Origin of the sequence: Couchioplanes caeruleus, assembly GCF_003751945.1 — a bacterium.
GTDB lineage: Bacteria > Actinomycetota > Actinomycetes > Mycobacteriales > Micromonosporaceae > Actinoplanes > Actinoplanes caeruleus.
In genome coordinates this window covers 7,143,443-7,167,949 of the sequence record NZ_RJKL01000001.1, presented here as the reverse complement: position 1 = coordinate 7,167,949, position 24,507 = coordinate 7,143,443, and the positions used below count along the sequence as shown (strand labels likewise).

Sequence of the window (24,507 nt, the reverse complement as noted above, 5' to 3'; positions counted from 1 at the left end):
GCCGATACCATCCCTGCCCGCCCGGTACACACAGGAACGGAGGAACTCGTGCGGAGAGAAGTGAAACTCGGGCTGCTGGTGACCGCGCTGGTCGCGGTGCTGGCGGCGATGCAACCCACCGCCGCGGTGGGCGCGTCCACCGCGACCGACCCGCCGCGTTCCCGATCGGTCCGGCTGTCGGACGCGCTCGCCCGGTCCACGGGCGTCGGCGTCGGCGTCGGCGTCGGCGTCGGCGTGCACCAACTGACGCGTCAGCTGCGGCCGCTACACAGCGGGAAGTGCCTCGACGTGGTCGGCGGCCCCGGCGCGACCGGCAACGGAGCACGGCTCCAGCAGTGGGACTGCCTCGGGCAGGGGCAGACCAACCAGCTCTGGAATCTCACCGACGAGGTTCTTCAACATGACGTCTACACCTACAACCTCCGACCGGTCCACAGCGGAAAGTGCCTCGACGTAGTCGGCGGTCCCCGCGCGACCGGCAACGGTACGCCGGTCCAGCAGTGGGACTGCCTCGGGCAGGGGCAGACTAACCAGCTCTGGTGGTTCTTCGCGCCGTGACCGCCGCCGTTGGCCCATGTGGACCGGACGGTGAGGGGCAGCCACGAGGAAGGAATCGAGGGTTGCGCACCGCGACCGACGATGGCCGACGTGACCGGGCCGCTGGCCGAGGGCTGGGCGAACCCGGACACGATCACATCGCTTGTGGAGTTCTTGGGTGACGTGGCCTTGAGCGTGACCGACCGGCAAAGGAACTCGCACTTCGCCGAGCTGCTGCCAGAGATTGTCGAGGCCGTGGCGACGGCATACCCGGTAGTGCTATCGGCATGGGACCTGCACGGGGCGCCCAATGCGGATGTTGTGGAAACGTGATTTCAAGATTGCCCTGACTAGTGCTTCAGCTAACGGAAATAGACGCCCGTGAAGCGGCGCTGGCAGGCTGACCCAGGAAGCAGAATGGGTCCCGACGCGCCCTCGGGCGCGCGGACTCCGACAGTACGGGGGGCGAGCATGACGGCGAAGGTTCTCGTCGTGGATCCGGTGGCGACCACTCGCGAGGGTGTCGCCCTCATCCTGGAGAGATGCGGATTCCAGGTCGACCGGTTGGACAGCCCTGACGCGTACCCCACTGAGCAGCACACGGACGCCGTGGTGGTGAACGTCCACACGGAGGACGACTTCACCGGCGTGCGCGCGTTGCGCGACCGCCACGACAGCGTGGTCGTGGCCCTGCTGCGCTCGTCGGAGGCGGGTGACTACCGGGCGGCGCTGACCGCCGGCGCCCGGACCGCCTGCGCCTGGGACACCTCGCCGCGGGATCTGGCGATGGTGGTCACCGCCGCGGTGGTTGGCCAGACCGTGCTGCCCACCGCGATCGTGGAACAGCTGGTCGGCCTGATGCAGGACGCTCCGCCCGAACTCACCGTGTCGGCAGAGGACCTGCGGTGGCTACAACTGCTCGCCCGCGGCGGATCGGTGACCGAGCTGTCCACCGTCGTGGGCTACTCGCCACGGGAGGTATTCCGCCGGCTACGTCAGCTCTACCAGCGCATGGGAGTCAGCAACCGGCAACAGGCGATCGCCCTGGCCGGCATCTGGGGACTGGTGCACCTCACTGCCGCCGATGAGCGACGGCGGCTGTCCCGGGTCTGACGATCGCCCGCTCGACCGGGGACGCGATCGCCCCGGCTCGACGGCAATCGAATGCCTGCGAACGACGGGGGTTGTAGGTGATCGACGTACGGCGCCTTCGCTTGTTACGGGAACTGTCCCGGCTCGGCACCGCCTCGGCGGTCGCCGAACTGTACTTCCTGTCGCCGTCGGCGGTGTCCCAACAGCTGGCCACGCTGGAGCGGGAAGTCGGTGTCGCCCTCCTGCGCCGCATCGGACGCCGGCTGACCCTCACCGTCGCGGGAGAACTGCTCGTCAAACACGCGGACCGGATCCTGGTCGACCTGGAACTGGCCGAGGCGGACCTCGCGGCCCACCAGGCCGAGCTACAGGGCCGGGTGCGCATCGCCACGTTTCCCACCGCCTCCCGGCTGTTCATGGTGCTGGCCCTGACCGCCGCCGGACGGGAGCACCCGGAGCTGACGATCGCGTTCGAGGAGATGGAGACCCACGAAGCGGTGGAGGCGTTGCGCCGCGATGACCTCGACGCCGCCATCATCTACGAGTACGAGGTCCTCGGCCCGCTCGCCGCTCCGGACTTGGAGATTGTTACGTTGTTCAGCGAGCCGCTGGTACTGCTCTTCAGCCAGGACGAGAAGCAGCGGCCAACGCATCTGGCCGAACTCGCGGACCGACGCTGGATCGCGCCGCGCGCCGACACTCTGTGCCACGCGGCGCTCGTCGCCGCGTGCAAGGCGGCCGGCTTCACCCCTCGCATCGATGCCCTAACCAACGACTACCTGCTCACTCACAATCTGGTGGTCGGCGGTCTCGGGGTCGCGCTAGTCCCCACCAGCGGGCTGGTGGGGATGCCGGTGACACTGCGCTCGGTGGCGTTGGAGGACCCGGGGCTGGTGCGCAAGGTCTGCTTCGCCTCGCGCATCGGCGGGCAGCGACGTCCCGCGATCATCCGGATGTTCGACATCTTCCTGCGGCTGACCGAGGACTACCAGGATCTGTGACCGCCTGCTCAAACCCGGTGTCCTTGACGGTACGCAGCGGGAAGAAGACCTCGGCCCGGCGTGCCTCCGCAGAGCGCGGGTGTCCTCGTTGACCACGCGCAACAGCTCACGCTCGTCCTGCAAGCTGACCCAGGCCAGCGGGTTGTACGCCCGGTGCAGGGGACGCCACGCCGTCGAGCCCCACCAGAGCGCCGGCGGTCCCCAGGACCGGGTCCGTATTGCCCTCGACGGACAGTCCGACGAGCGCCTGCCGCGCACCCTGACGACGTCCCGGTTGACCCGCACAGCGACGCGGGCGACGCCCGTGTCGAGCAGGTGATGCACCCGTCGCCGGGCGGTGTAGGGCGCACCCCGGCGTCGGCGGCGAGTGGCAGTTAAGAGCGGTGTCCGTCGGCGCGCAGGCCGGCGAGCAGCGCGCTGTCCACGTCGTCGAGCAACCGGTCACCGCCCATCGGCGACGCCCCCTCCGGTGGTCGTGACCGGGGGCGTGGCCGCTGCCGGTGCCACCGGGGCCTGCGGGGGCGGGGCCGGCACCACCGCTGGGTCGTCGCGGCCGTGCGGGAACGCGGCCAGACCGGCGACAATGAGCGCCGCCCCGATGCCCTGGGTGAGGCTGAACGACTCGTTGAGCCCGATGATGGCGGCAAGCACGCCGAAGACCGGGATGAGGTTCAAGGTCATTCCGGCCGCCCCGGCCGGTACCTTGCGGATCGCGAAGTTATAGAGCAGGAAGCTCATCGCGAAGCCGAGCCCACCGGCGGCCACGGCGGCCGTCCAGTGGCCGCCGTACGGTGCCATCCCGGTGAGCCGCTCCTGACCGGACATCCACTGCACTCCGGCGACCGGCAGGGTGAACATCAGGCCGAAGCCGAACTGGTAGGTGGTCATCTCGACCGGGTCGACGTGCACCACCAGCCGGCTAGCGAAGATGACGTAGATCGCCGCCGACAACGCGCCGCCCATGATCAGCATGTCGCCGAGGCTGACGGCGTTGACGGAGTCGGCCCGGTTGAGTACGGCCACGCCGATGACGGCGAGGACTAGGCCGAAGGCCGAGCGGCGGCCGATGCGCTCACCGAGGAACAACGCGGCCAGGATCACCACGAAGCAGGATTCGAGGCTGGACAGCAGCGACGCGTTCGCCGCCGTGGTGTACCCCAGGCCGAGGGTCAGACCGGTGTAGGCGAGCGCCGGCTCGAAGAAGCCGAGCAGGGCGAAGCGCCACGGCGCCGAAGGGCGGCGCATGCCGCGTACGGCCAGGACCGGCCAGAGGATCAGGTTGGCTACGACGAGCTGCACAACCAGCAGAGTGATCGGGGGGAAGCCGTCCAGGGCGTACTTGGTGAACGCCGCCGAACTGCCCCAGCCGAGCGCGGCGACGACGAGCGCGGCGAGGTGCCAGGGCCGCCTCATGCCACGGCCCGCTCGACGGGGCAGCGGTCCTGCGGGCAGAGGACGTAGTCGCAGAGTCGGCAGATGCGATCGGCGGAGTGCCGGTCGGTGCTCAGCTCCGCCAGCACCCGCTCCGCCATCGTGCCGAGGGCGGCGCGCTCCTGCGGTCGCAGGCCGGCCAGCGCGTGGCGCAGCGCCTCCCGGCGCCGCGAGACGATCTGCAAGGCCACGGCGGAGCCGGCCGGCGTCAGGTGGAGGGCGACGCTGCGGGCATCCCTGCCCGGCCGGCGCTCCATCAGGCCGGCGCTGGCGAGCCGGTCGACGAGGCGGACCGCACCCGAGTTGGTGATGCCCAGGACGCGGCTGAGGGACTCGACACTCTCCCCAGGACACGCCCGGAGGGTGGCCAGCGCGGCCGGCGCGGACGCGCCGAGGCCACTGACCTGGGTGCCCTCGTCCGCCATCCGGTCGTGCAGGGCGTCGACTAGGGCGCCGAGGAGGTTGAGGGCACGGCCATTCATCGCCATAGGATATTTGACTGAGTCAGTCATCAATGCTCCCATCAATGCCCGCCCCGCCCTCCGGACGCGGCGGACGGCGCGACATCAGGACACCAGGAAACGCTCGAACGCCCAGCTCTCGCCGTCCGTGGCGGCACCGGTGTACCGGGCGAACGGGTCGCAGCTCGACGGCGTCCAGTGGGTCTGCACCGACGGACACGGGCCGAGATACGGGTTGGCGACCGCCAGCACGTGCTCGTGGTCGAGCTCGTCCGGCACGCACAGCCCACGGCGCGGGTTACGCACGATCCAGTACACGGCGCCGAGCACCGACGCGGCCACCTGCAGCGTGGTCGCGTTCTGCCCCGGCACCAGGCGGCGGGTCTCGTGGATGTCCAACTGCGAGCCGACCCACCAGCCGTTGAGGTCGTGCCCGAGCAGCAGGACGCCGAGTTCGTCGGCGCCGTCGACGATCTCGTCGGCCATGATGCGCTGGTCCTGCTGGAGCTCGTAGCCGCGCATCCGGCACTCGTGCAGGGAGGCCATCGCCGCGTCGGTCGGCAGGTAGGCGTAGTGGACGGTGGGCCGGTAGCGGGCGGTGTCACCGTCGCACACGGTTAGCTTGTCACTGATGGTGAACGCCTCGCCGTGCCGAATCACCATGCCGATGATCGGGCCGCCGATGGGCACCCACGAGCGCACCAGCGTCGTCATGCCGGTACGGGCGATGCAGATCTGGTTGCGCGGGCCCGTCTCGTGGGTGAAGGCGCCCTGTGGCAGGGCCGGTTCGTGGGTGCCCCACCCGAGCTCCGCCGGCGCGATGCCCTCCTCGTAGAAGCCCTCGATCGACCAGGTGTTGACGAACTCGCCCACCCGCTTCGGCAGGTTGCCGATCTGGGTGTCGCGCTCGGAGATGTGGATGACCTTCGTCCCGGTCAGCATCGCCAGCCGCGCGTGGTCACGGTCGCCGAGGGCCGATTGGAGGCTTGTCGCACGCTGCGGCTCCAGTGGCGCGGGGAGCCGGTCCGGGTCCTTGAGCATCGCCGTGGCGATGTCCTCCAGCGCCACCTTGGTCCAGTGGCTGACCAGGCCGGGGTTCGCCCCATGCTCGACCACGGCCGTGCTGCCCTCGACGCCCCACCGCCGCGCGTGCTCGCGCAGCCGCATGTGCCGGGCGTAGAGCGTCCGCTCGCTGGGGTGCTTGGCCACCTGGTCCTCGTACGGGTCCCACAGCTCGACGGAGGTGTCGACGTAGAGCACGTCGTGGCGCTGACACCAGTCGATGATGTCGATAGTGTCGATGTTCCAGCTCAGGTTGATCAGCAGGTCGCCCCGGCCGAGGTACTCGCCGAGCGTCGTGGCGAGGTTCTCTGGGGTGATCCGGTGCCGGACGTAGCGGGCGCCCGCGGCGAGGGTGTCGGAGATCTTGTCGGCCAGGTCTTCGAAGTCCATCACGGTCAGCCGGGTGAAGTCCATGTCCAGGTGCCGCAGGAGCAGCGGCTGCAGGCACTGTGACACCGATCCGCTGCCAAGCAGCAGGACGCGACCGGGGAAGGTAAGCTTTCCGGTTAAGGTCACTCGTCGTCTCCTATACAGACGGTTGGCAGGGGCGGGAATCCGTTGAACCCGACAGAGGCGTAGGTGGTGGTGTAGGCGCCCGCGGCGAGGATGTCCACGACGTCGCCTTGGCGAAGGGCCAGCGGCAGCCGGTACTCCGCGCGCTGGTAGAGGATGTCGACGCTGTCGCAGGTCGGACCGGCCAGCACGACCGCGCCGTCGGGTCTGCCGTCATGCGGCGTGACGAGCCGGTAGCGGATCGCCTCCCCCTCCGTCTCGGCCAGCCCGCCGAAGCGCCCCACGTCCAGGTAGACCCAGCGGGTGTCGTCGTCGAAGGTCTTGCGGGAGACCAGGACGACCTCGGTGCGCAGCACACCGGCGACCGCGGCGACGTAGCGGCCCGGCTCGGTGGCCAGCCGGGGCTGGGTGCCGAAGTGCCGCCCGACCGCCGCCGCGATCGCGTCGGCGTACCGTTCGATCGGCGGCACAGGAGAGGTGTACTCCACCGGGAACCCGCCGCCGACGTTGAGCATGGTCAGCTCAATGCTGGCGGCGGCGAGTTCGCCGGACACCCATGCCGCCGTGGCCACGCTCGGCTCCCACCGGCCGGGGTCGAGCTGCTGGGAGCCGACGTGGAACGACACGCCAACCGGCCGCAGGCCGAGCCGGGGCGCCTGGGTCAGCAGGTCGACCGCCATCTCCGGCGTGCAGCCGAACTTGCCGCTCAGCGGCCACTGCGCGCCGGCGCTGCTGGCGAGCAGCCGGCAGAACACCGCCGAGCCGGGCGCGTGCTCCGCCAGCTTGAGCAGCTCGTCCTGACTGTCGAAGACGAACAGGCGCACCCCGCTGCGGTAGGCGTGCCGGATGTCGGACGCCTTCTTCACCGTGTTGCCATACGACAATCTCGACGGATCCGCCCCCTCTGCCAGGCACAGCGCGATCTCGGCCGGACTGGCCACGTCGAAGAAGGCACCGGCGCGCACCAGCCGTCGGATCAGGCGCGGCTCCGGGTTGGCCTTGACGGCGTAATAGGAGTCGGTGTCCGCGAACGCCGCGCGCAACTGCTCGTACCGCTCGACGGCGACCCCCGGATCGAGGTAGAGACACGGGGTGTGGGCCGACGCGTCCCGCTCGCCGACGGCGTCGGCGATGGCACGGCGCTCGACGATCTGCACACCGCCTCGGGGCTCAGTCATGACCGCCGACTCCGGTGGACAGGACGGTGTCGAGGACTAGGGTCAAGCAGCGTACGCCGCCGCCGGCCTTGAGGAACTCGCCGACCGGGCGGACGACGACCTCGAAGCCTCGGCGGCGCAGCTCGGCCTCCAGCCGGGCGGAACAGGCCGGCATAACCACCACGTGTCCGACCACGATGGAGTTGGCGCTGAACGCCAGCGCCTCCTCCATCGTCAGCAGCACCGGATCGGGCACGAGGTCGGCCAGCGCGCGGCGACCCTCGTGGTCGAAGGCGTCCGGAGCCACCAGCGCCTGCCGGTCGTCGAGTGGGCAGAAGGCGATGTCGACGTGGTACAGCCGGGGGTCGACCAGGCGCACCGGCAGGATCTGCCAGCCGGTGCGGGCGACGATGTCGTCGTAGGCGGCCCGCTCGGACCGGATGCCGTACCCGGCCACCAGGACGTCACCGAAGGCGAGCGCGTCACCCGCGCCCTCCTGGACGCCGGCCGGCGGGTCGAGCACCTTGCACCCGAACTCCTCGAACCAGGCCTGCAGATGGGGCGTCTCGCCCTGCCGCTCGGGGTGTCGCATGGCGGCGGGCAGGAACAAGTCCCCACTGATGATGCCGCCGTTGGCGACGAAAACCATGTCCGGCAATTGCGGTACGGGCGGAATCTGCTCGACCAGACCACCGACCTCACGGATCGACTCGACCAGCCCACGCCACTGCTCGTGGGCCGACTGCTCGTTCACCGCGACGTCGGTGTCCATCCAGGGATTTATGGAATACGACACCTCGAAATAGTCGGGTGGGCACATCAGGTAGTGCCTGCCCCGCGTGAATTCCTCCGTCGTCATGTGCTGTCCTCCACCTCCACCGGGGATCGTCCAGCTCGTCGGGTCAGTAACGGAACTGCTCGTCGTTCCATGCCGCACGCGCCTGCCAGGGGTTGTGGTACCGGTTGCAATCGTCCACGGGATGGCCCTGGAACTGCCCGTAGTTCTCGTGGTCGGCCGGGAAACGCTCGTCGGTGATGTAGTCCAGGAGCAGGTTGGGCCACACCTCGACACCGCTGGCCTCGTACGGCCCGCTGACCCGCGCCCCATCGACGGTGACCGCGGTCGGGACGAGCACATCGGTGTGGTACAAGGCCGAGTAGCTCCGCGGGTCGAAGTCCGGCGGGACATAGGCCGGCAGCCGGCGGACCGGGCACCCGTCCTGCTCCTCACGCCGGCGGTTGTGCCAGCTCTGGCTCGGCACGTCGCTTGCGCCCAGCCCGCCGTTGCCGATGGACCGGAACGCCGTGTCCCGGACGAACTCGATGGCGGCCGGCAGCGAGTCAAAGAAGCCGCGGGCGTACAGCGAGTTGGCATAGTGGCCCGGGGAGTTCATCGAGAACATCAGGCCACCGGGGACCCTCCGGTCGTGGTTGCGGGTGCCGTGCGCCCCCGAGTAGAAGATGTTGCAGCCGACCTTGAACAGGTGCAGCCGACCGTCGATGCGCAGCGGCGCGGCCTCCGTGTAAATCACGTCCGGCCGGATCGGGGCATGCTCGATCAGGTACAGGTCGGACAGGAATAGGCCCAGCCGCAGCAACTCCTTGCCGGGCGCAGCGAAGGCCAGCCGGCGACTGTTGAACATGATCAGGAAACCACTGGCCAGGCCCTGCTCGGCGCGGTCCTTCCAGCGCCGCCGGGCCTGCTGGATCGTGGCGCTGATGTGGTTCGCGCCGCAGGCCAGGTCGGTGTCGGTCAGCCAGCAGACGTCCACCTCGAGGCCCTTGGCCGCTGCCGGGCCCTTGGCCGCGTGCGCCGCGAGGCGCCCGAACAGGCAGGGCTGCCAGCGGCCCACCCACCGGAAGAACACCCGGCGCTTCTCCTCGACATCGGCGTCCGAGAGCAGGATGTGGTGGGCGCGAGCGATGTCGTCCCCGAAGTCCGCGTTGAGCGGAAGGCTGGGCAGGTCGTCGATCATTTCCGACAGGCTCGGCAATGGTTCCCGCAGACCGTTCGAGGTCCCGATCAAGCTCACTTTCCGGCCTCTTCTCCTGACAGTTATCCTCGGCTCCCGCCAATCAAACGGGCGACTGCCATATTTGTATCTCCTGCCGCCGCGCGCAGGTGTGATGAATATTTGGCCGACACCTCCGCATATGCGGCACGATCGTGCCAGCATTCGTCACGACCACGCCAGAAACAACCGATCAGCGCCTCGGGCCTCGACGCTTCATGCATTCGGCTGCTATCAAGTAATGCGTCCCGAGGAAGAAGGGCCGACACTTTCAGAGGCGGAAGAGAATGCGGATCGGAGACGGTGTCGTCGTCCCTGCGGTACTGCGCGACCTGCCCCAACTACCCGCCGACGTCTCCTTCGGCGCGGACATCGACGCCGCCCACGAGGTGCTGCTTTGCCCGGACAGCACCGAGGTGCAACGCCGCGCGGCCCTGCACCGCTGGCTCGCCCGCAGCCAGCCATGCCTGTTCGGTCGCCTCGCCACCCGGCAGAACGACGGCGTAGGGGCCAGCCGAGGGCTCGGCATGGACATGTGCTGGATCGACGACGAGGACCTGTCCCGAGGGCTGGACGCGGTGACCGAGAAGGTCCAACGCGCCCGGCACCGATGGAAGGACCGGGCCGTCACCGGCCACAGCAGCGCCTTCCTGATCATGTTCAACAGCCGGCGGCTTGCGTACGCCGCGCCGGGGTCCGACCTGGCCGCCGCGGCGCTCACCCTCGCCGGCGCGTATCTGGTCGAACACGCCCCGGTCCCGGACGTCATCTACACCGAGGCGGTGCCGCTGCGCCACCCCGACGGCGCGCTACGCGTCTACAAGGCCAGCGTCCAGCTATTCCACACTTCAGCCCACCTGCGCCGCCACCACGACCGCAGGGTGCCGGGCGGGCTGCTCATCTCCATGAACGCACCGGGGCACTACGCCCAGGCCTTGGCCGCCCGGGGCCTAATGACCGATCTCACCGAGGCGATGGCGTTCGTCCGGCGGATGGCGCTGCGCTCCATCGGCGCCGGCGGCATCGGCCATCCCCGGGCCAGCGGCTCGAGCTGGCGCAACCCGGCACCGCACGCGGCCGACGGCGGCTGTCCCCGCGACGGGTTCGACCCGCACCACTACTCCGCCACCTACCAGATCGACGTCCTGGTCCAGCCCGAGGTGATCACCGACGCACGCATCCGCACCGACGGATCGTGGTCGGCCGAGGAAATCTGGCCGTCGCTGCACCTGGACTACCTGAACCCCGCGCCGACCGACCCCGGATCCCCCGAGCACGGCTGGGCACACGGGCTCGACGTCAACGAGACGGCCCGCCACGACAACCCCTGGCCGGCCCGGCCGGCGGTCAACGCACCGGACTTCGACTACTGAGGAGGCGCCATGCTCGTCCGGCCGATCGGCGACGACCAGCTGCAACCCGGCTACGGGGTGCGGTACCAGCAGATCTATCCCCACGGCGGGGAGGACCTGGCCGACTGGGGCGTCGGGCGGGCGGTACTCGACCGCGGCGACGCCACCGACGAGCATGCCCACCCCGAGCATGAGATGTTCCTGATCCTGACCGGACGCGGGGACATGACCGTCGGCGCGGAGCAGCGGCCGGTCGTCGCCGGGGAGGCCGTCGTCATTCCCGCCGGCACTCTGCACCGCCTCGTCAACCTCGGCGCCGACCCGCTGGCGCTGCTGTCCGTGTACTGGCCACCGACGTACGGCCGATCCGACCTGTAGGGAGGAGGCATGCCACCGGCCGAGCGCGGCACGGACCCGGCCCTGAGCGTCGTCACCGCGGCGCCACCCACCCCGAACGGCGACCTGCACCTCGGGCATCTCTCCGGTCCGTACGCCGCGGCCGACATATACACCCGCGCCCGCCGGCTCACCGGGCACGATGCCGTCTATCTGACCGGCTCGGACCTGCACCAGAGCTACGTACCGGTCAAGGCGCGGGCGAACGGCGTCGATCCGTACCGGATGGCCGACGACTACGCCGACGACATCGCCCGGGTCTTCGCCGCCATCGGCTTCGCCCCCGACGCCTGCCCCCGGCCGGCGCGCGACCGACGGCACCGCGACATGGTGATCGAGTTCATCGCGACCCTGCACGCACGCGGCGCCCTCCTGCCCCGCACCGGCGACGGACTGCACTGCGGACGCTGCGATCGCTACCTGTTCGAGGCATACGTCTCCGGTGGGTGCCCGCACTGCACGGCCGACAGCGACGGCAACTCCTGCGAGGCGTGCGCCCAGCCGAACACCTGCGTGGACCTCGTCGACCCGGTCTGCAACGTCTGCGGCACGCCGCCGACCCGCCGGCCGTACCGCCGGCTGGTTTTCCCCTTACATCGGTACGCGGACAGTCTGCGCGCCTATCACGCCCGTACGGTGATGAGCCCGCAGTTGGAGGCGCTTTGCGCGACGATGCTCGCCGCGCCGCTGCCCGAGATCCCGCTGACCCACCCCACCGACTGGGGCATCGCTAGCCCGGTGGCCGGCTTCACCGACCAGCGGGTGTACGTCTGGGCCGAGATGGTGCCGGGATACCTCGCTGCGCTCGCCGAAGCGCTCGCCGCCCGCGGCGGCGGCGACTGGCGGGCGGTGTGGGACGCGCCGGAGAGCGAGGTCGTGCAGTTCTTCGGCTTCGACAACGGCTACTTCCACACGATCCTGTTCCCGGCGCTGCTGATGGCCTACGACCCCGCGATACGGCTGCCCGACGCGCTGCTGACCAACGAGTTCCTGCACCTAGACGACGGGAAGTTCTCCACCAGCCGCGGGCACGCCATCTGGGCCCGGGAGCTGCTCGACCGCGTCCCGGCGTCTGCCGTGCGCTTCGCCCTGGCCCACGACCGACCGGAGACCGGACCGTCTTCGTTCACCCTCGACCGGTTCCGCACGCTGGTCGACCACGAGCTCGCTGGCAGGTGGCAGTCCTGGCTGGACTCTCTCGCGGATCGGGTGCCCCTGACCGGGGTGCTGCCGCTGGACGACCCGCTGCCCAGCCACCGCCGCTTCCTCGCCGACCTGGCCGACATGGCCCGGCAGTGCCTGGTCGTCTACTCGGCCGCACGGTTCTCGCCTCGCACGGCGACCCGGGTGCTGGTCGACATCGTCCGCCGGGCGACGGAGTTCGCGGCCGGCCAGTCCCGCCTGCGGACCTTCGGCCCGTCGGCCACCTTGGACGCGGCGGTGGCGGCCGAGACGGCTGCCGCCCGGACCCTCGCCCAGCTCGCCTGGCCGGTGATGCCGGAGTTCGCCGAGCATCTGTGGCACGCGCTCGGCGAAACCGGGAGCCCTCGCTGGGACGGGGTCCATCCCGTCGCCCCCGGCCGACGGCTGACCCGGACCTCGCCCTTCTTCCGTCCACTACCGGCCGGCCTGGAGCAGTCGGTATGGCCAGGCTGACCATCGGGCGGGCCACGGTGGTCGGCGCAGGCGTTTTCGGACTCTGCCTCGCCCACGAACTCGCGGTACGGGGCTGGCAGGTACAGGTCGTCTACCGCGATCCGCTCGACGACTCCGGCGCGTCCACCGCGGAGTCGCGCATCCTGCGCACCTCGTACGGGGCCGACGACTGGTACACCCGATCGGCGTGGCGTTCACGGGAGCTGTGGCGCCGGTTCGGTCGGACCGCCGGGCGGACGGTGCTGGCGCCGACCGGTGTGCTCCTGCTCGGTGCGGCCGACCAGTGGACGCGCGACACTATGGGCGCGGCCCGGCGGGTCGGGGTGCCGCTGCGGGAGGTCGACCGGGCCGAGGCGGCCCGGCGGTTCCCGTGGTTCGCCCCCGGCCCCGCCGACCACCTGCTCTTCGAGCCGTCCGGCGGCGTGCTGCTCGCCCGGGAGGCGATCCGCGCCGTGGCCGCGTGTGCCATCGACCGGGGCGTCCGGCTGCGCCGGGCCGAGGTTCGCGCAGTCGACGCCCGACCGGTCACCGGCGGGCGACCGTTCGCCGGGGACATCACGGTTTGGGCGGTCGGCCCGGGTCTGCCGGCCTTGTTCCCCGGCCTCAGCTCGGCGCGAGTGGTCGCCCAGGACAGCACTTTCCTCGACCCGCCGGCCGCGGGGCCGAGTCACCCGGCCCCGCCCGCCTGGATCGACCGCGACGCCGAGTGGTACGGCGTGCCCGCCGTCGGCGCCAGCGGCGTCAAGGTGGTGGCTGACCGGACAGTCGCGCCGGACGCCGAGACCGTGCCGGTCGACCCGTTCCCCTACCTCCGCCGCCGGGTGCCCGCGCTGCGCGACGCCCCGGTGCGGCGGCACGAGCGCTGCCGCTACGTGGAGATGCCGGACGAGCATTTCCTGCTGGACCGGCACCCGGCCGACCCGACGGTCTGGCTCGTCGGCGGCGACAGCGGGCACGGCTTCAAGCACGGTCCGGCCTGGGCGGCGTTCGTGTGCGACGCGGTGGAGGGACGGATCATGGTGCCCTCCCGGTTCCGGATCCGATGACAGGTGGTCACCGTGGACATGGCGCTCCTGCACCAACTGTCGCCCGGCACGCAGGTCGGGATGCACGAGACCCGGTGGACGGTGCGTACCCGGCTGCTGGCCTGTGACGACGTCGACGAATGGGGTGAGTACCTGCTGGGCAACGGCCGGGCCGGCATGTGGCTCGCGCTCGAACCCGGCCCGGACGGGCTGCGGGCATCCTCGTGGGTCCGACAGCCGTTCACCGCCGACGAGTACGACCCGGCGCGCGGCCGGCTGCGCGACACCGCGCTGACCGAGACCGCTCGGGGGCGGGCGGCGTACCGGGCCGACGGGGACCTCGGCGTCGTCCCCGGCGCGGCGGCCCGGGGACACCTGCACTACGTCGAGTACCGCACCGACTCGGGTGTCCACGTGGCGGCGGAACGACTCGCACTGGACGCGCCGTGGCTGATCGGGGTGGACTGTATGTTGACCATGACGGACCTGCGACTGCTCTCGAAGGCTTCCCCGTGACGTCCGCTCTGCACCGGACCATCCACACCCAGGCCGACGCCATCGAGGAGATGGCCGGCGCTGACCTCGCCGACCCGGCGCGACGGCTGTGCGACGTCCGCCGGGTCCTGCTGGTCGGCACCGGCACCAGCCGGCACGCCGCCGACCTGGGAGCGCTCCTGCTGCGCGACGCCCGCGCCGACGCGTATAGCTTCGCCGCTGAGCAGTTCGTCACCTGGGGTCCGGCGCTGCGCCCGGACGACGCCGTGGTAGTCATCTCGCACACCGGGCGGACGGCCTACAGCCGCCGGGCGCGGGAGGTGGCCCGGTCGGCGGGCTGCCACCTGCTGACGATCACGGGTGAGCGGGCCGGCTGGCCGGAGGCGATCGTCACGGTCGGGCCGGAGGAGTCCGAGACGTACACGGTGAGCTACACCTCCTGCCTGGCCGCGCTGGCCAACCTGGCGCACCGCCTCGGCTGCCCGGACGTCGGCCCGGCGGACCTCGCCCGGGCGGCCCGGCACGTACGCGCCGTGTGTGCCACGTACGAGCCGGGCGCCGTGCCCGCACCCGAACGCGCGCTCGGGCTGGTCGGCGCCGGGCCGTACGCAGTCACCGCCGCCGAGGGCGCCTTGAAGATCCGGGAGGCCGCCGGAGTGTTGGCCGAGGGCTTCGACGCGGAACGTTTGCTGCACGGCGCCGCCGTGCCGTACGGCCCCCGAGACCGGCTGCTGCTGGTCGCCCCAGGCAGCGACATCGACGGGCTGGTCGCCGCGATCGGCGACGCCGCCGCTGCCGAGGCCGTCCCGGTGAGCACCGTCCCGGGCGTCGCCGGCCTGCACCCGGTGCTAGCGCAACTGCCGGTCACCGTCGGCCTGCAACTGCTGGCCGCCGAGCTTGCCGAGGTGAACCGACGCGATCCCGATCAGGTGATCGTCGGCGCGTGGGCCGAGGAGAGCCTGTGGGAGCGCGGCGCCGTGCCGAACCCGGGCCACTGACACCCGACCCGACCTGGACCGGATGAGGTCGACTCCTGCCGCGGTGGGGACTGTCCAGTTGACGGCTGATCTTGGTTGTTGAACAGGGTCAGTGGGCGGCCGGGGTCAGCCGGCCTTCGAAGACGATTTGGAAGGCGTTCAGGGGCGCTTTCCAGCGCATGGTCCACTAGAGCGAATCTGACGGATCATTGGCAGGCTCGGTCGGGTTTGGCCCGGAGCCAGATCATGATCGAGGCGATGGTCACGGTGGCGTGGTAACGGTCCTTGAGCTTGTCGTAGCGCGTGGCGACGGCCCGGAACTGCTTGAGCCGGTTTGAAGGCCCGTTCGATCTGGTGCGGTCCTTGTACCGCTCGGCGTCGAACAGCGGTGGTCTGCCACCACGAGAACCACGGCGGGCGCGACCAGCACGCACGTCATCGCGTTCAGGGATGGTGTGCGGGATGCGTCGGGCTCGTAGCGAACGGCGGTTCGCCTTGGATCCGTACGCCTTGTCGGCGGTCAGATGATCCAGGCGCTTGCGGGGTCGCCCTCGCCTGCCGGACCGGGCGACACCGACCGCGTCGATCAGCGCCACTAACTCTTTGGTGTCAGAGCTCTGCCCGGCTGTGATGCGCGTGACCAGTGACCGGCCGCGTCCCTCGGCGAGCAGATGCAGTTTGGTGCTCAGGCCGCCCCGGGAACGGCCAAGCCCTTGAGCTGCCCGCGATTCGGTGGCGGTCAGCCCCTTTTGCGGGCGCCCGCAGCGTTTTGATGAGCCCGCACGATCGTCGAGTCGACCTGCGCACGCCAATCAAGTTCGCCGGTAGCGTCCGCGTCGACCTGCAACCGCCGTTCGATCCTGGCCCAGGTCCCGTCCTGTTCCCACTGCGAGAACCGGTGATAGCAGGTCTTCCACGGCCCGTAGCGGTCCGGGACCTGATGCCACTTCGCGCCGTTCTCGGTCCGCCACAGGATCCCGTTGATCACCTGCCGGTGATCACGCCACCGGCCACCACGCTGCGGCAACATGCTCGGCAGCAAGACCGCCAAACGATCCCACTCTTGATCAGTCAGATCACCAGCCACGCCACATCAACGATCGATCAACGCGATCCGCGATGATCCGTCAGATGCGCTCTAGATGCAAAACGGGTCCCACATCAGACGGCCGGACCCGCACGGTCGGCGGCTCCCCCGGCGGGTAGACGTCTGCCAGGTCGACCGAAATGGTCACGGGTGCCATGGCCCGGAACTGGGCCAGATTCAGCGAGGGGGTCACCAGGCTCCGCCGGATCTGCAGCAGTACAGCGTCGGCGTTCTGCAACGACGAATGCCGGGTGCCCGCGAACCACTCACTGCCGTCGGCACTGTGTTCGATCGCGGTCGCCGACACGCGGGGCACCGTGCCATCCCCGCCCATGTCCTGGCCGTCCCACTCGCGGTGAAAGGTCAGGCGGCCGCTGGCCCAATCGGCGGATTGCCGGGTCGGATGCTCGCTGCCGATGACCTCGTTCATCGTGTACCCGCGCTCGCGGTAGGCGGCATCGTCGCGGTTGCGGGTGACCGCGCTCTCGATCTCTCGGTGGAAAACGTCCGCCGCGCGGACCTTGGCCGGATCAAGTCCCTGCAGGGGTTGTGTCAACTCGGTGAGCCGGGCCGGCGCGGCGCCGTCGATACGAATACACGGGTAGATCGGCAAGAGCTGGTGGACCGAGGTGAACGATCTCATCAGGTCGGTGATGTCGACCAGGCCGAACGCCTTTTCGTAGCCGTTCACCAGGAAGTTCAGTACGTTCAGCGACCCCCGGTGCGGCGTTCCGATGGTGATCAGCCGGCGGGTTTCGGACCAGCCGCGGAGCACCTCCAGGTAGTAGCGGGCGACGAGGCCGCCCATCGAATGGGTGAGTAGGACCAGCCGTGCCTGCGGGAAGGACTTCCGGCGCTCGTGCAACCACCGACAGGCATGGTCTCGCAGTAACGTCGCCGCGACCCGGTTGTCGCGCCGCCAGTCGTACGGAAACTCGAACAGATCGATCCCCCGCTCCAGTCGCAACCGCTGACTGAGCCAGTCGGTGATCCGGCGGTACCCGTCGATCTTCCACAGCCCAGGGATGAGGTGGGCGTCCGGCGCCAGGCGGTCTGCGGTGACCCCGTCGCCCAGGTCGGCGACGTCCGGCGGGTCGCCAGCAAGAGCCATCGTCTGCAAGCTGCCACCCACCGACCAAAGCGCGCGCAGCCCCGCACCCACTGACAGTCCTAAGATATCGCGGCCGTCGCGGCGCAGAACGCTGCCGGTGATGCCGGGCACGATCACTACGACGTCGCCATGCTCATCCCAGGCCATGTCGCACCTCCTTCAATCATCGACAGCCGTAGCCGGTGATGCCTACCCAGGACCAAGGCGGCAGGTCAGCCCGCTTCAGAAGCTCTAGCTGGGTCGCCCGGACGGCGGCGAGCGGGCTCGCACCGCCGAGCCGGTGCCGGTGCCAGGCGACGGCAAAGGCAAATGCGGCCTCGTCCAGGGCGGGCGGGATGCTGGCGAGTACGAATCGTGCGCCGGCCTCCAGGAAGGACGCGACCAGGCCCAGCGCGTCATCGCCGGTCAGCGGCAGTGTCTCGGCCTCGCTGGGTCGCCACCCCGTGCTGCAGGCGCTTAACACGACCTCGCGCCTGCCCCAACCGACGGCAGGTAACCACCGCTCCATCAAAGCGGGGTGTCCGCGGCCACTGGATCCAACTGACCGTTGACAGCGGGGGAAGCTCAGTCGCGGCTCCAAGGTTGAGCACAGGCACGTCACCGCGACCTTCTCTGCCGGCAGAGCATTACTTGAGCGGAAAGTCACGCTCCTCGAACTCGGTGACATTGGACTTGTCACCGCCTGTCAGAACTTGGCGCTGAGCTGCGCAAACGCTACCGCAGGGTGATCATCACTTGTCACCGCTGGTCAACCCTTGGTAGGAGTTTTCGGGGGTAAACGGGGGGCATTTTTCACGGCGGCGCATCACCCAGCCAGCATCGCGGGCGCACCACCCATCGCCCGCGTCAACAACGATGCTGATCCCTCCAGCTAGCCGTTGGCGCCAGTCCCCCGGGCCCGCCAGCGCGCGGCGATCCGTTCGACGATGGGCGTCTCACGTACCGTTGTCAGCTCGATCAGCTCGGGTCGCGGTGCGGCCAGTGAGCGCGGTGCCGCGAACTGCGCCACCTCACCAGCGACATGCTGCGCCAGCTCGTCTGCCGCGCCTCGGCCGTCCGCACTGCCCCACCACTCGGCCCACGGGTTCTCCTCCCAGTATGCGATCACGGGGCTGGGACGTCCCAGCGTCGACCGCGCGAGCCAGGCGAACGGTGTCACGATGAGGCAGACCAGCCAGGACAACAGGTACCAGATCAGGAACGGCGACATGATCAGAAGCAGGACCATCGCGTAGACCCCGACGACGAGGCCGATGATGTTGTCGTCGGGCCAGCCCTCGGGCCACCACTCCACAATCCATCGCGGGAGCCGAGGACGCCACGCCAGTCGGCGGCGGAACACCCGCCACTGACGGCCGTCTGCTGCTTGCACCTTCATGTCACTCACCCGGCCTTGAGGGCATCGAAGTCGCCGTCCATCTGGTGGCGCAGCATGACCACCGTCGCCGAGATCATCTCGAATCCCTCGATGAGCATCTGGACCTGCTCCACCGCCAGCTTGACGCCGTCCACGACCAGGTCGTAGAGCGACGACACGACACCATAGAGCGCCGCGGCCAGCTTCGCCCAGTTCGTGGCAACCATGATCTTTCCCAGGCCCTTCTTGATCTGGGAAAGGAAGTACGTCAGCGTATACAGCAGGCCTTTCACGGTGTGTTCGTACTGCGCGGCCATCGACTCACACATCTGCTGCATGGTGTCGGCCGTCTGCGCGAGCGCCTCGAACGCTTTCATCCAGCGGGAGCGCAGGTGGTAATCGAACGCCCGGGAAGCCCCGAGCGTGCCGGAACCGCTGGAATCCCAGTGCTCCGACAGCACATCCATACCCTCGCCCAGGTCGGCGGCCACGGCGCGCCAGGCCACTTCCAGCTCGCCGTAGGCGCGGGCGATGCGCTTGAGGGCACCCCAATCACCGAGCAGCAGCGGCATGACCGTGCCGAGAATGTCGTACCCGGTCAGCTTTTCGATCATCGTGTTGATCGTGCCGAACAGACTCTTGAGGTTGTCCTCGGCCTCGCCGGCCTCGCGGACATACGGCGGCGGCACCAGCGTCAGGACCGCGCCGCTACCCCCAACGGTGGCGGCGCTCGACGTCGCTACGTCGGTCTCGCGCCAGTCGTACGGGGTGCTCCATCCCGGCGCCGCCGACCACTGTCTCTCTGCTGCGCTCCAGTCGGTGCGGTCGTAGTCATCGGCGGACTGGCGCAGGTCCGCCGCCGTCTGGCGCAGCCCGCGCTGCGCCGCGGCGATCAAATCCAGCATCGACTCGGCGACCGAGGTCAGCGACGGCCTCAAAACGGCCCGCTGCGAGCAGTGTGGCGGGCCCAGATCGCGCGGCCGGCGGGGAGTCGGGTGGCCGGCACCCCGCAGGCGAGGGGCCCTTCTCCGCGGGAGCCCGAATGCAGCAGCCCGGCGGTGGCAAGGTCCCCGAGTCGCTGCAGCAGCGGGTCGAACAGGGCGCGGCTCGCCCCGCCGGCGCGGCGGGCCAAGATCAAATGCAGGCCCACGTCGCGGCCGTACGGCAGCAGCTCCACCAACGACAGCAGCGGGTTGCCGGCGGAGGTCGCGACCATGTCGTAGTCGTCGACGACGACCACCATTTCGGGCCCTTGCCACCAGGACCGGCCCCGCAACTGCTCGGCGGTCAGGTTCGAGGGCGGCAGCCGGTCGGTGATCAGGCGGGCGAGTTCGGTGGACATCGTCTCGGTGGCCGTACGGGTGGAGCAGTACGCCATCTGGTACTCGTCGGGCACGGCGCCGAGCAGGGTGCGCCGGTAGTCGATCACGACGATGCCCAGGTCTTCGGGTTCGCGGACGCGGATGAGTTGGGCGGTGATGACCCGCAGGGTGTTGGTCTTGCCGGTTTCCGAGTCGCCGAAGACCAGCAGGTGCGGGTCGGCGCCGAACAATTGCAGCCGGGCGGGTCCGAGGTCGGTCTCGGACAGGCCGACGGCGATGCCCTCGGTGCTCGGTTCGGGCATGGTGGTCAGCGGGATCTCAGCGGGAAGGGTCCGGAGCGGTCGGAGACGATTCCGGCGACGGCGTTGATGGTCTCGGGTAGTAGTTCCCGGCGGCCGGTGAAGCGTTGCAGCACGCGCCACCACTTGTGCTCGGCGATGGCGTGTTCGACCGGGATGCGTTGCGACGACTGTGCCTTGCGCGCGGTCTGCCACTGAATGTGACGCTCGACAGGGACGCCAGGGCGCGGTTTCAGGGGCGGGGCGCTGACTTGGTCGGGATGGTCGCGGGCCAGGCCCTGGTAGCCGGCGTCGACGAGCAGCCGCACTGTGGGATGGAGCTGCAGCAGTACCTCGATGCCTTCGATACGTGCGGCGGTGGTGTCGTGCATGCGTCCGGGACGGGTGCTGCCGCACCACAGCGTCGCGCCGTGCTGGTCAGCGGCCACGGTCGTCTTGATGGTGTTCTGTTTGAGCTTGCCCGACACGAACGCTTTACGCCCGCCGCGACCGGCCCGCGGCCGGCGCACGCGGATCTCGGTGGCATCCAGCCGCACTGTCACGCCCTCGGCCGCGGCGTAGGCAAACACATCGGCCAGGCTGTGCAGCCGCACCCCGGACGGCGCCGCGCAGCCTCGGCTGGCCAGCAGCGGTCGGAGCTGCCCGATCGCCCGGGTGATCGTGGACCGGTCCACCCCGAACACCACCGCGATCGCCTCGTGCGGCAGACCCAACCGCAGATGGGCCAGGGTCACGACGAGCCGGTCGGTGAATCGTAACGTCGGTGGGCGCCCGGCACCGGGCGCCCGGCGGCGGCACCCACCCCTGCGGGTGTGCAACCGAGCTTCCCTGCCGGCGCGCCATACCGGGCGCAGCTCGGCTACCAACAAATGCAAGTGCCGTCGGGAGACCCCGGTGAGCGCGTGATGGCTGAACACTCGACGAGCCCACCGCATCGACACCCGCAGATCATGCGCACCCGACTCAGAAGCAACCCAGCCGCCTACTGTGCACAAGGTCGTTACGGCGCTGTGCGCCGCAGCCCTGACCGCGCTGCCGGAGCACCGATTTCCGCTCGCGGAGGGCTGCCCAAGCGCACGAGGCGGTTGAGGCGGCGGTCACCGGAAAGGTGCTGCTGGAGGTTCCGTGGTAGACACAGACCGGCTCGCTGCCGGCGCTTGGGTGGAGATCAGGTACGAGCTGATACCGGCCGGAGCGCGCGCGACGGACGTTCCGCCGGACACCGCCGATACGGCCTACACCGTTCGGTTGCGTGGCTGGCTGGTCGACGGCGCGGAGCCCGGTGACATGGCAACGGTCCACACCGTCACCGGCAGGCACAGGACCGGGACGCTGACCAGGGCTATGCCCTGGGACGCGCACACGTTCGGCCAGCCGCACCCCGTGCTGCTGGCCACGATCGAGGCGATAGTCCAGCACCTGGCGGATCTGCGATGACGGGCGGCGCGCCCATGGAAGAGGACCCTTTCGACGCGGTGCTGCGACGCAGTACCGAGATCCTGCGCGGCAGCGCCGGGCTGGACTATCAGGAGGTCTACGACAGTCAGGGTAGAGGCCAGCCTGAGATCCTGGAGAAGGGCCGGAAGTGTGAGGCTCTCGGCGCGGAGGTCATGCGCACGTCGGTTGGGCCTGAGCTGTTCGCCGTGCTGCTGCACACCCTCGAGGAGACCGGCTACTTCAACGCCTCGCTCTACACGCCGTACAGCGTCGCCGGGATCGAGACACTCGGTGCGGAGATCGCCCGCCAGGTGCGGGCCGAGACCGGCAGACGCACATGTTGTGGCGCCCGTGCACCATGAGGCCATGAGCGCGTTGACGGACCAACTGCCGGCTTTGCTCGGCGTCCTCCTCGGAACAAGCGGGACCATCCTCGCCACCGGGATCGCGGACCGCTCGCGGTGGCAGCGCCAGCAGGCGGCGCGGTGGGACGAGCGCCGGCTTCAGGCGTACGTCGAGTTCGCCAACGCAGTCAAGGAAGTGCATACGTACGCGCTCCGGATCGCCAACCTGAACGCGCTTTCTCACGATGTCGATCGTGAGCAGGCCCTGGCCAGGATGGAAGAGGCCGACATCCGGCGCACAAAGACATGGGAGAGCGTCCTGCTCCTGGGCGACGCCGCATCAATCATCGCGGCCCGCGAGTGGCGCGCCGCAGTGACGGACATCGCCCGTTACGCCCGCGGCATGACTTCCGCGGGGTTCGAGCTGGCTGCCGGGCTCGACCATGCCAACGACACACGCGATCGCTTCTACCAGGCGGCCCGGGCGAGTCTCGGCATCCGTGGGTCGGCCGTGCCCCAGTCGGACTGGCTGGCGGGAAAGTTGGACCTCCCCGCACAGCCGGGCGCCTGAGCGAGCGGAACGCGTCGACGGTCATCGTTGACACCTCGGTCTCCGAGCACTACGGAGATCATCTATTTCCCTGTGGCGCCTACCGGCCCGACGCCAGGCTCCCTGATCTTGGCGCGGAGGGTTTACGTGCTCGTTGAGTCGAGGAGCCACTCCCGGACGAGGTCCTTGCGGATCTTTCCTAAGGCGTTGCGTGGTAGTTCCGGCACGACCTCGAGACGGGTGGGCCAGTACCAGTCGGTCATGCCCTTGCCGCGCAGATACTCGCGTACCTCGTCGAGGGTGGGCGATGTGGAACGCGATACCACGACCGCGCACGGCAGCTCGGTGCCGTCCGGCTGCCGATAACCCACCAGCGCCACCTCGTCGACCCCAGGATGATCGAGGAGCTCGCTTTCCACGTCGATCACTGGGATCATGAACGCGCCGCCGATGCGGTCCACCGTCCGGCCCATCAACCGGATCCCGCCGCGCCCGTCCGGGGCGGCCAGATCGCCGGTGTCGTACCAGCCGTTGTCGTGGTCCGCGATGATCTTCACCTCGCCGCTGTCCCGGCCGACCATGGCCAGGCACACCGCGGGGCCGCGCACATGCAACCGTCCCGGATGCTCCGCGGTGACCGCTCTGTCCGACCGCAACTCGATCTCCGTCCCTTCCACGGGCCGGCCCTCGCTGTGCTCGGCCCAGTTCGGCGGGTCGTCTCGCCGGGTCCACGTGCCTGCCGATGTCTCGGTCATCCCCCAGACGGCCCGCAGCTGAACGCCGAACGCCTCGGCCATCTCCCTCACCAGCTGACGAGGGACCTTCATGGCACCGCTAAACACGCGGTGCAGCGCGGGGATCTCGCGGGGTCGCCGCCGCTGCGCCGCGATCATCTCGAACAGAAAGGGCGGTGCGGCGAACAACGTACTGGTGCGGCTGTCCGCCAGCAGATCCAGCACCCGGTCCGCGTCCCACCGGTCACAGACCACCGATCGCGCGCCAACCAGCAACGGCGCGAACACGCACATCACAATGCCGGCGAGATGCGAGGTGGAGTGCGGGGTCATCGTGGCGTCTCGATCGGACAAGCCCTCGATGCGCACCAGTTGCGATGTTCCAGCGTAGAGGGTGTTGTGACTGTGCAAGACCGCCTTGGGCTCGCCAGTGGTGCCCGAGGTGAACAACACCAGGAACACCCGGTCGGGATCCTCGACCGCGTCCCGCAGCGCGGTCGGATGGCGTTCCTCCCACGCGGCATCTTCGAAGACCGCACCGAAGTCGATCTCACCCGGTTCATGCTCGCCGCCCAGCACCACACGGTAGCGCAGGGCGGGCAGCCGCGTGGCGATCTCGGCAAGCGCCTTCGCGTGCCCGAAGCCTTCCCATTGATCGACCGTCACACACACCACCGCTTCGGTGGCGGCAAGCACCCGCTCCAACTCCCGCTGCCGGATCGTCATCATGATCGGCGCCACCACCGCGCCAACCCGGGCGCAGGCCAGAACCAGCGCATTGAACTGCCACCAGCTCGGCATCTGGACCGCCACCGTCTGCCCCGGCCGCACGCCCATTTCGAGCAGCGCACCAGCGAACCGTTCGACGTACCGGGCGAGTTCCGCGTACGTCAGACGCCTCGCCGTGGTCGCATCAGCGCGGTAGGCCATCACGGCCAGGCTGTCCGGCGCCTGCTCCCGCCAGCGTTGTAGATCGGTCAGCGCACTCCCGGTCCGCCACCAACCGCGACGGCGGTAATCCATGGCGAGATCCGACCTCGGCCTTACGTCAAACGTCGTCCCCAGCACAGCATCCATCAGTTGCAGCCTCTTCCTCTGA

Annotated in this window: 26 protein-coding genes and 1 pseudogene; 13 read left to right on the top strand and 14 right to left on the bottom strand. The window is 69.6% G+C overall.

The genetic code is table 11. The features are described from left to right. The first annotated feature begins 48 nt into the window (after positions 1-48). From EDD30_RS32310 to EDD30_RS32295, 4 genes are all read left to right on the top strand, one after another. Positions 49-558: an RICIN domain-containing protein gene (locus EDD30_RS32310; protein WP_170208294.1), complete on the top strand. Its 510-nt coding sequence runs from the start codon at positions 49-51 to the stop codon at positions 556-558. Positions 559-648: 90 nt separating this feature from the next. Next, the gene (locus tag EDD30_RS32305; protein WP_211353761.1) at positions 649-870 is read left to right on the top strand and encodes a hypothetical protein; all 222 of its coding nucleotides are present in this window, start codon (positions 649-651) and stop codon (positions 868-870) included. Between the two features lie 138 nt (positions 871-1,008). Then, positions 1,009-1,650, top strand: coding sequence for a helix-turn-helix domain-containing protein (locus tag EDD30_RS32300; RefSeq protein WP_071810326.1), 642 nt, complete (start codon positions 1,009-1,011; stop codon positions 1,648-1,650). Positions 1,651-1,727: 77 nt separating this feature from the next. After that, positions 1,728-2,630, top strand: coding sequence for a LysR family transcriptional regulator (locus EDD30_RS32295; protein ID WP_071810325.1), 903 nt, complete (start codon positions 1,728-1,730; stop codon positions 2,628-2,630). Positions 2,631-3,071: 441 nt separating this feature from the next. Here the strand turns inward: EDD30_RS32295 and EDD30_RS32285 are convergent, their stop codons facing one another. The 6 genes from EDD30_RS32285 to EDD30_RS32260 form a co-directional block, all read right to left on the bottom strand. Further along, a complete protein-coding gene (locus tag EDD30_RS32285; protein WP_071810324.1) occupies positions 3,072-4,043 on the bottom strand; it encodes a DMT family transporter in 972 nt (323 codons plus the stop codon). Continuing rightward, positions 4,040-4,543, bottom strand: coding sequence for a MarR family winged helix-turn-helix transcriptional regulator (locus EDD30_RS32280; RefSeq protein WP_071810330.1), 504 nt, complete (start codon positions 4,541-4,543; stop codon positions 4,040-4,042). The genes EDD30_RS32285 and EDD30_RS32280 overlap by 4 nt, the downstream gene beginning before the upstream one ends. A gap of 84 nt (positions 4,544-4,627) precedes the next feature. Next, positions 4,628-6,100, bottom strand: coding sequence for a saccharopine dehydrogenase NADP-binding domain-containing protein (locus EDD30_RS32275; protein WP_071810323.1), 1,473 nt, complete (start codon positions 6,098-6,100; stop codon positions 4,628-4,630). After that, entirely contained in the window at positions 6,097-7,275 is a 1,179-nt protein-coding gene (locus tag EDD30_RS32270; protein ID WP_084558069.1) for a type III PLP-dependent enzyme, read from the bottom strand. Before EDD30_RS32270 ends, EDD30_RS32275 begins: the two co-directional genes overlap by 4 nt. After that, the gene (locus EDD30_RS32265) at positions 7,268-8,113 is read right to left on the bottom strand and encodes a dimethylarginine dimethylaminohydrolase family protein (protein ID WP_071810322.1); all 846 of its coding nucleotides are present in this window, start codon (positions 8,111-8,113) and stop codon (positions 7,268-7,270) included. Before EDD30_RS32265 ends, EDD30_RS32270 begins: the two co-directional genes overlap by 8 nt. 43 nt (positions 8,114-8,156) lie before the next feature. After that, the gene (locus tag EDD30_RS32260; protein WP_071810321.1) at positions 8,157-9,230 is read right to left on the bottom strand and encodes a hypothetical protein; all 1,074 of its coding nucleotides are present in this window, start codon (positions 9,228-9,230) and stop codon (positions 8,157-8,159) included. A gap of 323 nt (positions 9,231-9,553) precedes the next feature. Between EDD30_RS32260 and EDD30_RS32255 the strand changes: the two genes are divergently transcribed. From EDD30_RS32255 to EDD30_RS32230, 6 genes are read left to right on the top strand one after another with little or no spacing between them, the layout of a single operon-like run. Beyond that, a complete protein-coding gene (locus tag EDD30_RS32255) occupies positions 9,554-10,639 on the top strand; it encodes a hypothetical protein (protein WP_084558067.1) in 1,086 nt (361 codons plus the stop codon). A 9-nt stretch (positions 10,640-10,648) separates the two neighbouring features. After that, the gene (locus EDD30_RS32250) at positions 10,649-10,996 is read left to right on the top strand and encodes a cupin domain-containing protein (RefSeq protein WP_071810320.1); all 348 of its coding nucleotides are present in this window, start codon (positions 10,649-10,651) and stop codon (positions 10,994-10,996) included. Between the two features lie 9 nt (positions 10,997-11,005). Continuing rightward, positions 11,006-12,670: a methionine--tRNA ligase gene (locus EDD30_RS32245; RefSeq protein WP_071810319.1), complete on the top strand. Its 1,665-nt coding sequence runs from the start codon at positions 11,006-11,008 to the stop codon at positions 12,668-12,670. After that, positions 12,658-13,716 (top strand): FAD-dependent oxidoreductase, encoded by a 1,059-nt coding sequence (locus EDD30_RS32240; RefSeq protein WP_123678633.1) that lies wholly within the window; start codon positions 12,658-12,660, stop codon positions 13,714-13,716. Before EDD30_RS32245 ends, EDD30_RS32240 begins: the two co-directional genes overlap by 13 nt. 18 nt (positions 13,717-13,734) lie before the next feature. Then, positions 13,735-14,211, top strand: a complete 477-nt coding sequence (locus EDD30_RS32235) for a DUF4178 domain-containing protein (RefSeq protein WP_244945667.1) — start codon at positions 13,735-13,737, stop codon at positions 14,209-14,211. Continuing rightward, positions 14,208-15,188 (top strand): SIS domain-containing protein, encoded by a 981-nt coding sequence (locus EDD30_RS32230; RefSeq protein WP_071808217.1) that lies wholly within the window; start codon positions 14,208-14,210, stop codon positions 15,186-15,188. The genes EDD30_RS32235 and EDD30_RS32230 overlap by 4 nt, the downstream gene beginning before the upstream one ends. Positions 15,189-15,373: 185 nt before the next feature. On the opposite strand, the pseudogene EDD30_RS32225 reads toward EDD30_RS32230, so the two are convergent. The 7 genes and pseudogenes from EDD30_RS32225 to EDD30_RS32195 form a co-directional block, all read right to left on the bottom strand. Continuing rightward, a pseudogene (locus EDD30_RS32225) lies at positions 15,374-16,197 on the bottom strand (IS5 family transposase). Between the two features lie 97 nt (positions 16,198-16,294). Next, positions 16,295-17,512 (bottom strand): alpha/beta hydrolase, encoded by a 1,218-nt coding sequence (locus tag EDD30_RS32220; RefSeq protein ID WP_071802837.1) that lies wholly within the window; start codon positions 17,510-17,512, stop codon positions 16,295-16,297. Between the two features lie 16 nt (positions 17,513-17,528). Continuing rightward, a complete protein-coding gene (locus EDD30_RS39455) occupies positions 17,529-17,828 on the bottom strand; it encodes a CHAT domain-containing protein (RefSeq protein WP_170047067.1) in 300 nt (99 codons plus the stop codon). Between the two features lie 408 nt (positions 17,829-18,236). Continuing rightward, positions 18,237-18,743: a hypothetical protein gene (locus tag EDD30_RS32210; RefSeq protein ID WP_143162527.1), complete on the bottom strand. Its 507-nt coding sequence runs from the start codon at positions 18,741-18,743 to the stop codon at positions 18,237-18,239. Between the two features lie 5 nt (positions 18,744-18,748). Beyond that, positions 18,749-19,627 carry a hypothetical protein gene (locus EDD30_RS32205; RefSeq protein ID WP_143162528.1) on the bottom strand — a complete coding sequence of 293 codons (879 nt, stop codon included), beginning with the start codon at positions 19,625-19,627 and terminating at the stop codon, positions 18,749-18,751. Positions 19,628-19,656: 29 nt separating this feature from the next. After that, positions 19,657-20,346 (bottom strand): FtsK/SpoIIIE domain-containing protein, encoded by a 690-nt coding sequence (locus tag EDD30_RS32200; protein WP_071802841.1) that lies wholly within the window; start codon positions 20,344-20,346, stop codon positions 19,657-19,659. A gap of 5 nt (positions 20,347-20,351) precedes the next feature. Then, complete coding sequence (locus tag EDD30_RS32195) at positions 20,352-21,278, bottom strand: transposase family protein (protein WP_280526228.1); 927 nt, start codon at positions 21,276-21,278, stop codon at positions 20,352-20,354. Positions 21,279-21,468: 190 nt separating this feature from the next. On the opposite strand from EDD30_RS32195, the gene EDD30_RS32190 reads away from it, so the two are divergent. From EDD30_RS32190 to EDD30_RS32180, 3 genes are read left to right on the top strand one after another with little or no spacing between them, the layout of a single operon-like run. Then, the gene (locus tag EDD30_RS32190; protein WP_071802842.1) at positions 21,469-21,780 is read left to right on the top strand and encodes a hypothetical protein; all 312 of its coding nucleotides are present in this window, start codon (positions 21,469-21,471) and stop codon (positions 21,778-21,780) included. Next, positions 21,777-22,142 carry a hypothetical protein gene (locus EDD30_RS40045; RefSeq protein WP_211277646.1) on the top strand — a complete coding sequence of 122 codons (366 nt, stop codon included), beginning with the start codon at positions 21,777-21,779 and terminating at the stop codon, positions 22,140-22,142. The genes EDD30_RS32190 and EDD30_RS40045 overlap by 4 nt, the downstream gene beginning before the upstream one ends. Before the next feature lie 4 nt (positions 22,143-22,146). After that, positions 22,147-22,695 carry a hypothetical protein gene (locus tag EDD30_RS32180; protein ID WP_071808510.1) on the top strand — a complete coding sequence of 183 codons (549 nt, stop codon included), beginning with the start codon at positions 22,147-22,149 and terminating at the stop codon, positions 22,693-22,695. Between the two features lie 122 nt (positions 22,696-22,817). Here the strand turns inward: EDD30_RS32180 and EDD30_RS32175 are convergent, their stop codons facing one another. Next, positions 22,818-24,485: an AMP-binding protein gene (locus EDD30_RS32175; RefSeq protein WP_071808504.1), complete on the bottom strand. Its 1,668-nt coding sequence runs from the start codon at positions 24,483-24,485 to the stop codon at positions 22,818-22,820. Between the last annotated feature and the right edge of the window lie 22 nt (positions 24,486-24,507).

Excerpts from the sequence above, each read along its gene's own strand:
- EDD30_RS32300 (WP_071810326.1), top strand. The coding sequence starts at position 1,009 with ATGACGGCGAAGGTTCTCGTCGTGGATCCGGTGGCGACCACTCGCGAG.
- EDD30_RS32285 (WP_071810324.1), bottom strand. The coding sequence starts at position 4,043 with ATGAGGCGGCCCTGGCACCTCGCCGCGCTCGTCGTCGCCGCGCTCGGC.
- EDD30_RS32280 (WP_071810330.1), bottom strand. The coding sequence starts at position 4,543 with ATGAATGGCCGTGCCCTCAACCTCCTCGGCGCCCTAGTCGACGCCCTG.
- EDD30_RS32270 (WP_084558069.1), bottom strand. The coding sequence starts at position 7,275 with ATGACTGAGCCCCGAGGCGGTGTGCAGATCGTCGAGCGCCGTGCCATC.
- EDD30_RS32265 (WP_071810322.1), bottom strand. The coding sequence starts at position 8,113 with ATGACGACGGAGGAATTCACGCGGGGCAGGCACTACCTGATGTGCCCA.
- EDD30_RS32260 (WP_071810321.1), bottom strand. The coding sequence starts at position 9,230 with ATGATCGACGACCTGCCCAGCCTTCCGCTCAACGCGGACTTCGGGGAC.
- EDD30_RS32255 (WP_084558067.1), top strand. The coding sequence starts at position 9,554 with ATGCGGATCGGAGACGGTGTCGTCGTCCCTGCGGTACTGCGCGACCTG.
- EDD30_RS32250 (WP_071810320.1), top strand. The coding sequence starts at position 10,649 with ATGCTCGTCCGGCCGATCGGCGACGACCAGCTGCAACCCGGCTACGGG.
- EDD30_RS32245 (WP_071810319.1), top strand. The coding sequence starts at position 11,006 with ATGCCACCGGCCGAGCGCGGCACGGACCCGGCCCTGAGCGTCGTCACC.
- EDD30_RS32240 (WP_123678633.1), top strand. The coding sequence starts at position 12,658 with ATGGCCAGGCTGACCATCGGGCGGGCCACGGTGGTCGGCGCAGGCGTT.
- EDD30_RS32235 (WP_244945667.1), top strand. The coding sequence starts at position 13,735 with ATGGCGCTCCTGCACCAACTGTCGCCCGGCACGCAGGTCGGGATGCAC.
- EDD30_RS32220 (WP_071802837.1), bottom strand. The coding sequence starts at position 17,512 with ATGGCCTGGGATGAGCATGGCGACGTCGTAGTGATCGTGCCCGGCATC.
- EDD30_RS32210 (WP_143162527.1), bottom strand. The coding sequence starts at position 18,743 with ATGAAGGTGCAAGCAGCAGACGGCCGTCAGTGGCGGGTGTTCCGCCGC.
- EDD30_RS32205 (WP_143162528.1), bottom strand. The coding sequence starts at position 19,627 with ATGCTGGATTTGATCGCCGCGGCGCAGCGCGGGCTGCGCCAGACGGCG.
- EDD30_RS32200 (WP_071802841.1), bottom strand. The coding sequence starts at position 20,346 with ATGCCCGAACCGAGCACCGAGGGCATCGCCGTCGGCCTGTCCGAGACC.
- EDD30_RS32195 (WP_280526228.1), bottom strand. The coding sequence starts at position 21,278 with ATGCGGTGGGCTCGTCGAGTGTTCAGCCATCACGCGCTCACCGGGGTC.
- EDD30_RS40045 (WP_211277646.1), top strand. The coding sequence starts at position 21,777 with ATGACGGGCGGCGCGCCCATGGAAGAGGACCCTTTCGACGCGGTGCTG.
- EDD30_RS32180 (WP_071808510.1), top strand. The coding sequence starts at position 22,147 with ATGAGCGCGTTGACGGACCAACTGCCGGCTTTGCTCGGCGTCCTCCTC.
- EDD30_RS32175 (WP_071808504.1), bottom strand. The coding sequence starts at position 24,485 with ATGGATGCTGTGCTGGGGACGACGTTTGACGTAAGGCCGAGGTCGGAT.